General features: G+C 40.3%; 15 protein-coding genes. 13 read left to right on the top strand and 2 right to left on the bottom strand.

Annotated features, from left to right (window positions below):
• Positions 1-9: 9 nt before the first annotated feature.
• The 3 genes from ACED20_RS14070 to proC are packed head-to-tail and all read left to right on the top strand — an operon-like array spanning position 10 to position 2,378.
• Complete coding sequence (locus ACED20_RS14070) at positions 10-489, top strand: hypothetical protein (RefSeq protein ID WP_294202798.1); 480 nt, start codon at positions 10-12, stop codon at positions 487-489.
• Between the two features lie 3 nt (positions 490-492).
• A complete protein-coding gene (murB, locus tag ACED20_RS14065) occupies positions 493-1,506 on the top strand; it encodes a UDP-N-acetylmuramate dehydrogenase (protein ID WP_294234581.1) in 1,014 nt (337 codons plus the stop codon).
• A gap of 5 nt (positions 1,507-1,511) precedes the next feature.
• Positions 1,512-2,378, top strand: a complete 867-nt coding sequence (gene proC / locus ACED20_RS14060) for a pyrroline-5-carboxylate reductase (RefSeq protein ID WP_294264675.1) — start codon at positions 1,512-1,514, stop codon at positions 2,376-2,378.
• 41 nt (positions 2,379-2,419) lie between these two features.
• Here the strand turns inward: proC and ACED20_RS14055 are convergent, their stop codons facing one another.
• Entirely contained in the window at positions 2,420-2,842 is a 423-nt protein-coding gene (locus ACED20_RS14055; RefSeq protein ID WP_294202793.1) for a VanZ family protein, read from the bottom strand.
• Positions 2,843-2,897: 55 nt separating this feature from the next.
• Between ACED20_RS14055 and lnt the strand changes: the two genes are divergently transcribed.
• The 6 genes from lnt (at position 2,898) to ACED20_RS14025 (ending at position 6,780) form a co-directional block, all read left to right on the top strand.
• The gene (gene lnt / locus ACED20_RS14050) at positions 2,898-4,532 is read left to right on the top strand and encodes an apolipoprotein N-acyltransferase (RefSeq protein ID WP_378105284.1); all 1,635 of its coding nucleotides are present in this window, start codon (positions 2,898-2,900) and stop codon (positions 4,530-4,532) included.
• A gap of 191 nt (positions 4,533-4,723) precedes the next feature.
• Positions 4,724-4,966, top strand: a complete 243-nt coding sequence (rpmB, locus tag ACED20_RS14045; RefSeq protein ID WP_002976757.1) for a 50S ribosomal protein L28 — start codon at positions 4,724-4,726, stop codon at positions 4,964-4,966.
• A 3-nt stretch (positions 4,967-4,969) separates the two neighbouring features.
• Positions 4,970-5,152, top strand: a complete 183-nt coding sequence (gene rpmG, locus ACED20_RS14040) for a 50S ribosomal protein L33 (protein WP_027379950.1) — start codon at positions 4,970-4,972, stop codon at positions 5,150-5,152.
• 20 nt (positions 5,153-5,172) lie between these two features.
• Entirely contained in the window at positions 5,173-5,325 is a 153-nt protein-coding gene (locus ACED20_RS14035; protein WP_002976755.1) for a DUF4295 domain-containing protein, read from the top strand.
• Between the two features lie 174 nt (positions 5,326-5,499).
• The gene (gene ftsY / locus ACED20_RS14030; protein ID WP_294202666.1) at positions 5,500-6,453 is read left to right on the top strand and encodes a signal recognition particle-docking protein FtsY; all 954 of its coding nucleotides are present in this window, start codon (positions 5,500-5,502) and stop codon (positions 6,451-6,453) included.
• Between the two features lie 66 nt (positions 6,454-6,519).
• The gene (locus ACED20_RS14025) at positions 6,520-6,780 is read left to right on the top strand and encodes a GlsB/YeaQ/YmgE family stress response membrane protein (RefSeq protein ID WP_294202664.1); all 261 of its coding nucleotides are present in this window, start codon (positions 6,520-6,522) and stop codon (positions 6,778-6,780) included.
• Positions 6,781-6,853: 73 nt separating this feature from the next.
• On the opposite strand, the gene sppA is transcribed toward ACED20_RS14025, so the two are convergent.
• Complete coding sequence (gene sppA, locus ACED20_RS14020) at positions 6,854-8,611, bottom strand: signal peptide peptidase SppA (protein WP_378105278.1); 1,758 nt, start codon at positions 8,609-8,611, stop codon at positions 6,854-6,856.
• Positions 8,612-8,631: 20 nt separating this feature from the next.
• Between sppA and folK the strand changes: the two genes are divergently transcribed.
• The 4 genes from folK to ACED20_RS14000 all read left to right on the top strand — a co-directional run bounded on the left by folK (position 8,632) and on the right by ACED20_RS14000 (position 13,655).
• A complete protein-coding gene (folK, locus tag ACED20_RS14015; protein ID WP_294222421.1) occupies positions 8,632-9,048 on the top strand; it encodes a 2-amino-4-hydroxy-6-hydroxymethyldihydropteridine diphosphokinase in 417 nt (138 codons plus the stop codon).
• A gap of 22 nt (positions 9,049-9,070) precedes the next feature.
• On the top strand, positions 9,071-10,189 hold the full coding sequence (locus tag ACED20_RS14010; protein WP_294202659.1) for an OmpA family protein: 1,119 nt from the start codon (positions 9,071-9,073) through the stop codon (positions 10,187-10,189).
• Between the two features lie 35 nt (positions 10,190-10,224).
• Positions 10,225-11,685, top strand: coding sequence for an OmpA family protein (locus tag ACED20_RS14005; RefSeq protein ID WP_294202656.1), 1,461 nt, complete (start codon positions 10,225-10,227; stop codon positions 11,683-11,685).
• A 68-nt stretch (positions 11,686-11,753) separates the two neighbouring features.
• A complete protein-coding gene (locus tag ACED20_RS14000; RefSeq protein WP_294231285.1) occupies positions 11,754-13,655 on the top strand; it encodes an ATP-dependent DNA helicase RecQ in 1,902 nt (633 codons plus the stop codon).
• The last annotated feature ends 68 nt before the right edge of the window (positions 13,656-13,723 follow it).

The raw sequence follows: 13,723 nt of genomic DNA, 5'->3' as shown, positions 1-13,723 counted from the left end.
ACATAAAATATGTCAGCAATAAAATATCCCGGTCTGAAAATATTCTTACTGCCTGTTTTATTGCTGATTTTCTTTTCCTGTCATGATAAGGAGTCCAAGACCGGCCATCAGAACCCTAATGAAATTATTTCGATCAGCTATTCGGACATCGGCGGGCATCTCGGGAGCTACAGGATTGTAAAGGTCACCGAAGATTCCATCCATGCAGAACAGGGGGTTACGAAAAAGAAAATCCATAAAGAGTGGAAATCGTCCATCAGTCCGCAGACCTGGAAAAGACTCATCTCCACGATCAATGTAAAAACCTTGGACCGGATAAAAAGTTCGCCCAGCCAACAGTCCGTAGACGGATTCGACGAAACCTTCCAGATCAGGACACCGAAAAAATACCATGCTTACGTAAATGCTTTTGCAGATACGGCGCATTACGAACAGCTTAAGAAACTGAAAGACCAGATCCAGGCCCTTCTTCCAACAGAATATAATTAAACAATGCACGAGAATTTTTCACTAAAACCATACAATACATTCGGGGTAGATGTAAAAGCAAACTATTTTGCTGAAGCAAACACCGTTGAAGAATTAAAAGAAGCCCTGCATTTTTCAAAAGAAAACAATCTTCCATGGCTTTTTCTCGGAGGCGGAAGCAACGTTTTATTTACCTGCGATTTCAACGGACTGGTGATTAAATTAAACCTGAAAGGAATATCCGTTCAGCCTCAGAATGAAAATGAAGTATTGGTTACCGCCAAAGCAGGGGAAAACTGGCATGAATTCGTAATGTTCTGTCTGGATAAAAACTTCGGCGGACTGGAAAACCTCTCGCTGATTCCCGGAAACGTAGGCACTTCCCCGATGCAGAATATCGGGGCGTACGGAACCGAAATCAAAGATATTTTCGTGAACTGCACCGTGCTTAATCTGGAGACCCTCGAAATCGAAACTTTTGATCTTGAAAAATGCAGGTTCGGTTACAGAGATTCCATCTTTAAACAGGAAGGCAAGGGAAAATATGTAATCCTGGACGTTACTTTTAAACTTACGACCCAAAATCATTATATTAAAACCGAGTACGGGGCAATACAAGCCGAGCTGGAAAATTCCGGAATTGAAAATCCGACCATTCAGGAGGTCTCAAAGGCCGTTATCAGTATCCGGCAAAGCAAACTTCCCGATCCGAAAGAAGTCGGAAATGCAGGCAGTTTTTTTAAGAACCCGACAATTCCTTCGGCACAGTTTGAATCATTGCAGCAGAGATTTGAAAATATTCCAGGTTACCCAAATGAAGATTCAGTAAAAGTTCCGGCCGGATGGCTCATTGAGCAGTGCGGATGGAAAGGGAAACAGATCGGCAACGTCGCTTCCCACAAACTGCAGGCTCTGGTTATTGTAAATGCCACAGGAAAAGCCACAGGAAAGGAAATCTATGACTTTTCAACGGAGATCATCAATTCCGTTAAAGAAAAATTCGGGATTGAGCTGGAAAGAGAGGTGAATATTATTTAAAAAGTTTGTCGAAGTTCAGAATTTCGATAAAGTTTCCGTACAATCATTCTAAAAAACAAATACACAATATGAAAATCGCTATTCTCGGAGCCGGAAACATGGGCCTTTCGTTTTCAAAATCGTTTTTGAAATACGAGCTGATCAGGCCGGAAAATCTTCATCTCATTACCCGGAACCGGTCTAAATTTCAAAAAATTTCGGAAGAATTCCCAAAATCAAAAATTTCGACTTTTGATGAAGTACAGGAACTGGATGCTGATCTGATCATCATTGCCGTAAAGCCTCAGGATTTTGCCCATGCTGCAGAGAATTTTAAATTTCAGCTGAAAGAAAAACAGATGATCCTATCCATTATGGCAGGAATCAACATCGAAAAAATCCAGAAACTGCTGCGCCATCCGTTGGTCGTAAGAGCCATGCCCAACTCTCCTACCCTTCTCGGAATGGGAATCACCGGCTATACGGCAGCGGAAGGCATTTCGTTCAGCCAGCTTATCCATATCGAAAGACTGCTGAATTCAACGGGAAGGTCGGTATATCTGGAGGACGAAGGATTACTGGATAGCGTAACCGCCCTTTCCGGAAGCGGACCTGCCTACTTCTATTACATTGTGGATGCCATGATCAAAGCCGGAACCGAAATGGGAATCGAGGAAAATCTCTCCAGGCTGTTTGTACAGCAGACGATGCTGGGCGCCTATCACCTGATCAACAATTCCGATAAAAGCCTGGAAGAACTCATCAGCGATGTAGCCTCAAAAGGCGGAACCACCGAAGCTGCCCTGAAAACATTTAATGAAAACCAACTGAAAGGCATTCTTAAAAGCGGCATCCTGAACGCGGAAAAACGGGCGAAGGAATTGAACGGGTAAGGATGAAAAACTTTGTCAAAGTTGCTGAACATCGATCCGGATCACTTCACAAAATGTTCAAACCTTTCTTCTACATTTTTTTTAATTAGAAATCCTAAAAATACCCCGAACGTATTCAGGATAATATCATCCACTTCAAAAATACCCATCCTTGAAAAATACTGAAGTGCTTCAACAATGGTAATGGCTGAAACGAAAGTAAATATAAGATTTTTAAGGACATTAAGCTTAGGAAAAATCCATCCAAGAAACCCAAAAGGCATGAACATGACGATATTTCCTCCGACGATTACGACAGCGTCTTTCCAGGAGATGCAGCCTTTAATGAAATTTATGGTGGACACGATAGGTTCTACCGTAAGTAAATTCTCATCCATCTGTTGCCTGCCCATCCCGAAAAACATCAGATACAGCAGAAACAGCGTATAGGGAACAATAATAATTTTATAAAATTTCTTTAACATCGGTTACAAATGTATTCATTTCAAAAACATTAAATTTGTATATTAAAACAAATTCATGAAATACGTTTTGCTTACGCTGATTTCGGCGATGCTGCTATCCATTTCCTGGCCTACCTACGGGATTCCTTTTTTTATATTTTTTGCGCTGGTTCCGCTTCTGATGATGGAGCACGGGGTATCTAAATTTTCGGATTATAACAGAAAAAGCTGGGTGGTTTTCGGACTGTCCTATTTATGCTTCGTGATCTGGAATACCGTGACAACAGGCTGGCTGTACGGTTCCAAAAACCCTGACGGAAGCCACTCGATGATGGCGGTTTTATTTCCGGTGCTGGTTAATTCCCTTTTGTATGCTTTGGTATTCCAATGTTACCACTGGTATAAAAATGCACAGGGGACCTATTGGGGACTGGCCTTCCTGATTGCCATCTGGATGAGCTTTGAGAAATTCCACCTGGGCTGGGAACTTACCTGGCCGTGGCTGAACCTGGGGAACGCTTTCTCAGACTATCCTAAACTGATCCAGTGGTACGACACGCTGGGCGCGACCGGCGGAAGCTTCTGGATTCTGCTGACGAACGTTCTGATTTTTTACACAGTAAGAATCTGGCAGGCCGGAAGAAAAAGAAAAGATTTAATTAAAAACACCTCAATTGTTGCAGCCCTGATTATCTTTCCGATGATCATTTCGGTGGTAAAATACAACAGCTTTGATGAAAAGCCGATCGGCAGTGTAAATGTACTGATGCTTCAGCCGGACCTCGATCCTTACGCTGAAAAATACTCACAGGACAGCCTGACAATAGAGAACGATCTGCTGAGCCTGGCCGAAAGAAATTCCAAAGGTAAAATCGACTATTATATAGCTCCTGAAACTGCTCTTCCGGGGAACGGATCTATTTCCGAAACGGCTTTTGAAAAGAGTATGATCATCAATAATCTCAAAAGTTTTCTATCGAAACATCCCGGTTCGGTTTTCACCACGGGAATTTCTTCCCATCATTTTTATACTTCGGAAAATAATTTGCCGAAGGAAGCCTATCAGCTCAATCCAGGGCTTTGGGTAGAACGTTTCAACTCAGCCATCCAGGTGATTCCGGATCAGAAAGTGGAAGTTTACCATAAGGGCAAACTGGTTCCGGGAGTAGAAATATTCCCGTATATGAGCTACTTGAAACCGCTTTTGGGCAATGCAATGATCAACCTCGGCGGCACTGTGGCTTCCTTGGGAACCGATAAAGAGAGAACGGCATTTTCAAACCCTTTCAATAAAGGGAATATCGCCCCAATCATCTGTTATGAAAGCATTTACGGCGAATTTACCGGTGACTATGTAAAAAAAGGAGCCAATTTCCTGGCTATTATGACGAATGATTCCTGGTGGGGTGTTACGGAAGGCCACAAACAGCTTTTATCCTATGCCAGACTGAGAGCTATTGAAACGCGCCGGGAAATCGCCAGGGCAGCAAATAGCGGAATTTCCGCCCATATCAATGCGAAAGGCGAAATCATCGAAGATACTTTTTACGGTGATAAAACCGCATTGTATGCCCGCGTAAACCTTTATGACGGAATGACCTTCTATACCAAAGCCGGAGATCTGCTTTCCCGCTTTTCTATTTTTGCATTCGGATTTCTTCTTTTTTATTTTTTAATTAAATGGTTTCAGAATAAAACCAAGAAGAATTAATGTCAGGATGAATTAATTTTCAGATTTATCATTCTTAGACTCAATGCGTACTGGAACAGATACCGGATTAAAATCAGGATTAATTGTCACGTTTTTATTTACAAATAATTTTATAAAAGATTTGCCTATCTGAAAAATTCTTCGTTATTTTGCACTCTCAAATATTATAGTACAAATAAGAACATCGAGATATGTCAAGAATTTGCCAAATAACAGGAAAGCGTGCAATGGTTGGTAACAACGTTTCTCACGCTAATAACAAAACGAAGCGTCGTTTTGAAATTAACTTATTAGAGAAGAAATTTTACCTTCCGGAGCAGGATAAGCACGTAACACTGAAAGTATCAGCTCATGGATTGAGAGTGATTAACAAAATTGGAATCGAGGAAGCTATCGAAAGAGCGACCAGAAACGGATTGATTAAAAAGAACTAAATCATGGCAAAAAAAGGAAACAGAGTTCAAGTAATCCTTGAATGTACAGAGCACAAAGAGAGTGGTATGCCAGGAATGTCAAGATACATTTCTACAAAAAATAAAAAGAACACAACAGAAAGATTGGAATTGAAAAAATACAATCCTGTTCTTAAAAAGGTAACCGTACACAAAGAAATCAAGTAATTTATAAAATATAATTTACCATGGCAAAGAAAGTAGTAGCAACCCTACAGAGCGGACAGTCAAAAAAAATGACTAAAGTGGTGAAAATGGTGAAGTCTTCCAAATCAGGAGCTTACGTTTTCGAAGAAAAAGTAATGAATGCAGACGAAGTAGACGGTTATTTGAAAAAATAATCTCCACTTTATTTACAATATAAAAAACTACTCAGCTTTTGGGTAGTTTTTTTGTTATCTTTGCTTTTAATCTAGCTGGAAGTGAGACCAGAAGCCCGAAAAACACAACGGTTGTGCGCTTCAGGCTTATGTCATCCAAATTCCTTCATTAATTAAATTCCGTAATTCATAAAGATGAGTTGGTTTAAAAATATTTTTAAAAAAGAAGAAAAAGAAACATTAGACAGAGGATTGGAAAAATCCAGCCAGGGTTTCTTTGAAAAAATGACAAAAGCCGTAGTCGGCAAAAGCAAAGTAGACGATGAAGTACTGGATGACCTGGAAGAAGTACTGATTGCCTCCGACGTCGGTGCTTCCACCACCATCAAAATCATCGAAAGAATTGAAGAGCGTGTCGCCCGCGACAAGTATGTTGGCGTAAATGAACTGGATAAAATCCTACGTGAAGAAATTTCGGGACTGCTGCTTGAAAACCCGCATTCGGGGACTGGAAATATCGATACTTCAAAAAAGCCTTATGTCATCATGGTCGTTGGAGTAAACGGCGTAGGAAAGACGACCACCATCGGTAAACTCGCCCACCAGTTTACCACAGAAGGAAAGAAAGTGGTTCTTGGAGCCGCCGATACCTTTAGGGCTGCCGCAGTAGACCAATTGGTCATCTGGAGCCAGCGGGTAGGCGTTCCTATCGTAAAGCAGGAAATGGGCTCCGATCCGGCTTCCGTAGCCTTTGATACGGTTCAAAGTGCGGTTGCCCAAAATGCCGATGTTGTCATTATTGATACTGCCGGAAGGCTTCATAATAAAATCAACCTGATGAACGAGCTTTCCAAGATCAAAAGGGTCATGCAGAAAGTTATTCCGGATGCTCCTCATGAGATCCTACTCGTTCTTGACGGTTCTACCGGCCAGAATGCCTTTGAGCAGGCCAAACAGTTCACCGCTGCTACGGAAGTAAATGCCCTTGCGGTAACAAAACTTGACGGTACGGCAAAGGGAGGTGTGGTTATTGGTATTTCAGACCAGTTTCAGATTCCGGTGAAGTATATCGGCGTAGGGGAAAAAATGCAGGATTTGCAATTATTTAATGGTACAGAGTTTGTAGATTCATTTTTCAAGAAAAGATGATGTTCATCATGTTTTCCCAACATTAATAATGAACCAAATTAAATATTAACATTAAAAAATGCAACTATGGGATTTATAACATGGATTATTTTCGGACTACTGGCCGGAGCAATTGCTAAAGCGATCATGCCTGGAAAACAGGGTGGCGGAATGCTTATCACGATGATTCTGGGAATTATCGGAGCCTTTATCGGAGGATCGATAGGCGTATACGTACTACACTGGGGAGACGTAGATTCTTTCTGGAACTTCAGAAGCTGGATCCTGGCCATCGGAGGTGCTCTTATCGTTCTGTGGATTTACGGAATGCTCACCAGGAGAGCTTAACCGATAAAATACAAAAATTAAAACGGCGGATCTGAATTTCAGGTCCGCCGTTCTTTTTACAATATAATTGAGCTTAGTTGATTTTAATCTGATAAGGCATTTCCATCTTCACTTCCGACTGCAGCTTTCTCTCTTCCACGATCTGCTCCAGCAATTCATAATTGGCTTTTCCTATTTTATTCTTAACTACTCTTGCCGAAATATCATCTTCGTTAAGGTTTTTGAAGATTTGCTCGAATGGTGTCATCTTCTTTGGATACGAGGCTACATTATAAGATTTAAGCCCGGCTTTCTGAGCAGCATACGTTATGGCGTCATTCAGCGTTCCCAGTTCATCTACCAGACCGATTTGTTTGGCTCTTACTCCACTCCATACTCTTCCGCCACCGATATTATCGATCTGCTCAAAGGTTTTCTTTCTGTTCCCGGTTACAAAATGCACAAATCTTTTATAGGTACCTTCCACGCTTCTGGTAATCATATTTACCCCGTACGGGCTCACTCCGTTTAAGGTAGAATAATACTGCGAATTGGCATTGGTGGCAACAATATCGGAACGGATTCCGTTTTTATTGGCAATATCCTTGAAGTACGGAATTACTCCGAAAACACCAATGGATCCTGTAAGCGTATTAGGCTCCGAATAAATTTTATCGGCGGCCATCGCGACGTAATATCCTCCGGAAGCAGCATAATCCCCGAAAGATACCACCAGTGGTTTTTTCTTTTTCAGCTGCTGCAGCTCGAATAAAATTTCATCCGAAGCATTGGCGCTCCCCCCCGGAGAATTGATCCTGAAAACAACGGCTTTCACTTTATCGTCATCCTGAAGGTCTTTGATGTATTTAATATATTTTTCCGAATGAATATCGTTATAATCATCCCCCCCGTTGATAGATCCTGATGCATACAGAACCGCTACCCTGTCGCCTGAATTTTCATCATCTGAATACGAATCGATATATTTGCCTAAAGAAATTTTATTTAGCTTATCATCTTCTTTTAAATTCAATTTAGTACGCATCATACGGTCGTATTCCGTTTTCTGAATAAGTTTATCAGCCAGTTTATACTTCAGTCCCAAATCAGGAATCATCCCGTAAAGACTATCCACCACCGTTCTGAACTGTGCCGTATCGATCTTTCTGGAAGCCGCCATTCTTGTAGAAGTATTTTTCCAGATGTCATTCAGTAAAGTACTCAGCTGTTCTTTATTTTCTGGAGAGATCTCGTTTCTGATAAAAGGTTCCACAGCAGATTTGAATTTCCCATGTCGGATAACTTCTATCCCGATTCCATATTTATCTGCGAAATCTTTAAAAAAGGAGACTTCCGTTGCCAAGCCTTTCAGTTCGATCATTCCTGCGGGATTCAGATAATACTGATCTGCTACCGATCCCAGATAATAGGCAGCCTGAGAAACCGTATTACCGTAAGCATACACAAATTTTCCGCTTTTCTTAAAATCCTGAATGGCATTCCTGAGATCATCGATCTGGGTAATACCGGCGCTCAGATAATCTGCTTCAATGCTGATTCCTTTGATGTTGTCATCGGTCTTTGCCTTGTTGATGGCCTCGATAGCGTCATAGATTAAAACATTTTTACTCTGGTCTCTGATATCAAATATCCCTTGCTGCGCTTCTGTGGGACTGTCTATAATATTTGTTTTAAGATTAATGGTAAGCACGGAATTCTTTTTTACCGCAACTGATTTCTCGCTACCCATCGCGCTGAACACAAGCATTATGATAAAAAAGAAGAAAAACACGACACATAAGATGACAATTGCCACTATATTTGCCAGTACATTTTTTAAAAAACTTTTCATATAATCAATCATTTCTAAATATGTCGCAGCATAAGGTGGTTTTGTTACTAGGAAGTAACCTCGGAGACCGAAAAAAAAATCTGGAAACCGCAATAAAAAAACTGGAAGACAGCGGAAATCAAATATTAAAAATTAGTGAATTTTTAACATCTGAGCCCGTAGAATTTGCCAGTTCCAATATTTTTTGTAATATTGCATTGATAATATTTACCGATCTTTCACCTATTAAGCTTCTTGAACAAATCAAAAGCATTGAAGCGGAAATGGGAAGGGTAAACGATTCTAAAATATCAGGTGTATATACTGACAGAGTAATAGACATAGATATCGTAACCTTTAATTGGCTTAATTTTAGCTCTGAAAGATTAGAAATCCCCCATAGAAAGCATATTTTTGAAAGGGAATTTTCTAAAATATTATTAAAAGATTTTATCTGATATAAAACATAAAACATATTGTATGAAATTAGGTTTATTATTATTGGCCGCATTGCCTATTGCTTCGTATGCACAGGATAGTATAGCTGTTACTTCAAATGATAAGTATCCGAATACATTCTCTTCAGGTTCTGCCAATGTTCAACCTTTTAACAACAAAGCCAAAAGATTCAACGACTGGTCGGTATCAGTGGGTGGTGGGGCTGCATTCATGGTGCATTCCGACCTTAAATCCATCTATGATAAAAAGATCAATTGGGGATATAATGCGTATGTAAGCTTAGACAAACAGATTACGCATGTTTTCGGTCTAAGCCTTATCTACCAGAGAGGTGAAACCACACAAAAGGCCCAGTTGGAAGGTGCAGCCGGTATTGCTGCCGGAGTTGCCACAGCAAACACAAAGTATAACCAGGTTGCTTTAATGGGAGATATTAACTTCTCAAATCTTTTGAGAAGGGTTGATAACCATTCTCCTTACCGATGGGCATTACACGGTTACGCCGGTGCAGGCTTCATGGGTTACAAGACATCATTGTATGACAACAATGAATTCAGATGGAGCAATGATCCTAAAAGAATTCCTTTATTTATTGAGCAAAAATTTGCTATTAACTCCTTTTATTACCAGTTTGGTGCAGGGGTGAAATATAACGTTTCCAAACTTATCGACATCGAAGCGAGAACCATGTATATCATGAGTGGAGATGATGAGTTTGATGGCGGTGGATATGCAGGTCCTGCAGATTATGACCCGTCTTCGAAAGTATCGAAGTACAACATGATCAACAAAGGCAGATCTGATAACGCATGGACTGTTAATTTGGGAGTTTCTTTCAAACTTGGAAAGCACGATACCCACTTAGCTTGGCATGACCCTCTTCAGGAAGCTTATTACAGAGCCAATGTTCTTGAAAACAAAAGCACGGAACTTGTAGTATGTGAAAAAGGAGACCTTGACAACGACGGCGTTTGTGACGATTGGGACAGACAGCTTGATACTCCTGCAGGAGCAAGAGTAGATGGCGCGGGAGTTGCATTGGATATGGACCTGGATGGTGTGATCGATTTATACGATAAGTGTGTAACGGTTCCGGGACCTGTGGAAAATCAGGGATGTCCTACCACCACAACAAAATAACTAAATCATTTAATTAACTAAATAAAAAATACACTATGAAATTAAGTTTAGCAATTGTTGCATTGGCTTTAACTGTTCCTACAGTTGCTTTTGCACAAGACTCAACTGCAGTGGCTTCATCAGGACAATATCCGAATACATTCTCTTCGGGTTCCGCGAATGTTTCCCCGTTTACAGATAAATCAAAAAGATTTAACGATTGGGCAATTTCCATTGGTGCCGGTGTACCATTGATGCAATCTGCAGACTTAACATCCATAAAAAACGGTAACGGTTCAAACCTTTTTGGATATTCTGCATATGTAAGTATTGATAAAGCAATTACGCATGCTTTCGGTCTTAATCTACAGTATGACAGAGGTGAAACAAGACAAGGTTTTTTCAATACTAAAGACTCTGCTCCGGCAAATGCTTCTGTAACACAGCAGGTAGGTGCAAGAACTCAGTATGATGCAATCTCATTATTAGGAGACATCAACTTCTCGAACCTTTTAAGAAGAGTGGATAATCATTCACCTTTCAGATGGGCACTTCACGGATATGCAGGGGTAGGAGTTTTATCTTACAGAGCATACCAGAAAGATGAAAACGGCCAGAGGCTTGCAAATCAGGTTAAAGCATTTGAACTAGGATCAATGTTTGCTCAGGCAGGTGCAGGTCTTAAATTCAAAGTGAACAGAAGACTGGATATCGAAGGTAGAGTAATGTATGTAGTAACCAATGACGATCAATTCGACGGAGGAGGTGCTAAGTATAGCGCGATCAACCAACGTGAAGAGCAGGTTTCCGATAACTTCGTTAACGCGACGTTAGGTATTTCCTTAAAGCTTGGAAAACACGAATCTCACTTAATGTGGCATGACCCACTTCAGGAAATCTATTACAAGCTTGATGTATTGGCTAACAAAAACCAGGATATCGAAGTATGTAAGAAAGGAGATCTTGATAACGATGGCGTTTGCGACGATTGGGACAGACAGCTTGACACTCCTGCAGGAGCAAGAGTTGACGGTGCAGGTGTAGCTCTTGATACGGATCTTGATGGTGTAATCGACCTTTACGATAAGTGTGTAACCGTTCCCGGACCTGTAGAAAACCAAGGTTGCCCTACAGTGGCTCCTACTCCAGTTGGCCCGGTAACTGATGATACAAGAACATTAGAAGGAATTGAATTTGATCTGAATTCAGACAGAATCTTACCTTCCAACACTCCGATCCTTAACAATGCTGTTAACTACATCAATTCTTCATCAGGTTCTTACACAGTAATCGGTGCTACCGATACAAGAGCTTCTGAAGCTTACAACCAGAAATTATCTGAAAGAAGAGCAAACAACGTTAAAGATTATTTAATTAAAAACGGAGTTCAATCCGGTAAACTTGACGCGATCGGTAGAGGTAAAAAAGACCTTAAATACCCTGAGTGCGACCCTGCTACTAAATGTCCTGAATGGAAAAACAGAGCAAACAGAAGAGTTTATTTCGAAGCTAAATAATAATTTTATTATTAAATTATATAAAGCCATGCATTGCGTGGCTTTTTTTATTATATTATTTTTATCCTATGATTTCTCAGCAAGATTTTCAGGAGCTAAAATTCAAAACGCTAAAACATTTTTGGGGGTACGATCATTTCCGTGATGCCCAGGAAGCGATCATTGATTCTGTAATCCGTGAAAAAGATACGCTTGTCCTGTTGCCGACCGGTGCGGGAAAGTCCCTTTGTTACCAGCTGCCCGCCCTGCTAAGGGAAGGAACCTGCCTGGTTATTTCTCCGTTGCTGGCCTTAATGAAAGACCAGGTCAACCAACTAAAAGCCCGCGGAATAGAAGCTGAATATCTATCTTCGGAACTTGATGAATACGATGCAGAAACGATTTATGACCGCTGTAAGGAAGGATTAACCAAAATATTATATATTTCCCCCGAGCGGATTACGAATAAACAGTTCCTTCAGCATATTGAAGAAATTGCTCTTTCCTTTATTGCGGTGGATGAAGCCCACTGTATTTCAGAATGGGGACAGGATTTCCGTCCCAGTTACCAGAATATAAAAGAATTCAGACAAAATCATCCTGAAATTCACTGCCTTGCACTAACAGCCACAGCAACACCAAAAGTACTTGATGAAATCAAATTAAAGCTGGGGTTAAAAGATCCTGAAGTTTTTCAGAAAAGTTTTAAAAGGGATAATATCAAAATTTTCACAGAAGAGATTTCAGATAAATTTCAGAAAGTCTTTGATATTTTAAAATTCACCAATGAATCCGGGATTGTCTATGTAAGAACAAGAAGGGAAGCTGAGCAGCTGAGTGAATTTTTACAGAAAAACCAGTTGACACATGTAGATTTTTTCCATGCCGGTTTATCCACCAAGGAAAAAAATACCCGGCAGCGCATCTGGAATACCAGCGATAATCATGTTCTGATTTCCACCAATGCTTTCGGAATGGGAATCGATAAGGATAACGTACGATTTGTGATCCACTACTCTCCTGCCCCCTCGATCGAAAACTATTATCAGGAAATCGGAAGATCCGGAAGGGACGGTAAGGAAAGTTTTGCATTCCTCCTGTGGAATACACAGGAACTCCTGAATTTTGATCAGATCCTGAAAAATCAAATTCCGAATAAAGCGGAATTTCTCAAGATTATAACTTACCTTTACTCTGTATTTCAGGTAGCTGAATTTGAACTGCCGGAAAAAATCTTTTCGTTAAATATCAACGCGATTCATAATTTTACCAGGCTTTCTACAGCAAAGATCAAAAATGTTCTGGGGTTTCTTCACAACCAGGAAATTATTTATTTTAATGATTATAAAAGCCTTTCTTCACTCCAGCTTATGATGGAAGCCGATGAAACTGATCAGTTGCCGAAAAAAGATGCCTATTTCCTGGAACTGATGCTCCGTTCCATTTCCGGTATTACCACGCACAAAGTGATGTTCAGTGAACAGCAGGTGAGCGGTAAAATCGGGGTAAGCATTGAGCTTATCAAGGAAAGACTGAAAGAACTCCATCAGAAAGGCTATGTGGAATATGTAGATGGCGCTCTGTCCAGTGTCAAATTCTTAAAACCGAGAGACGAAAGACTAAACAGCTCTGTCTACTGGAAACTTTTTGAACACATTCAGAAAAATAAAATCCAGAAGTGGGAAGAAATGAAGTTTTTCCTGGAAGATAATCAGTATTGTAAAATGAAGCTGATATTAAGTTATTTCGGTGAAAAAAACACAAAGAATTGCGGACAGTGCTCCGTTTGTGAGAAAAATAAACAGTCCATTTTCGGGAAAAATATTTCCAATCAGATCCTTAACCTGCTGGTCAAACGGCCGGCCACCATTGAAGAACTGTCGATCCAGCTGAGCTACCATTCCAAAGAAAACATTCTGGAAAATTTGATTTTCCTTTTGGATACGGGAAAAATAAAAATGCTTAACTTCAGAACATACGCTATAGCATGAGTAATGAGCAATCAGCATAAGTAATAATAAATATTTTTAAATCTTTTGATCCTTTCCTAAAGGTTTTA

It is taken from the genome of Chryseobacterium sp. sg2396 (assembly GCF_042610505.1).
GTDB lineage: Bacteria > Bacteroidota > Bacteroidia > Flavobacteriales > Weeksellaceae > Chryseobacterium.
Note: the sequence above shows the minus strand (reverse complement) of the source record. Positions and strands in the feature narration are given on the sequence as shown.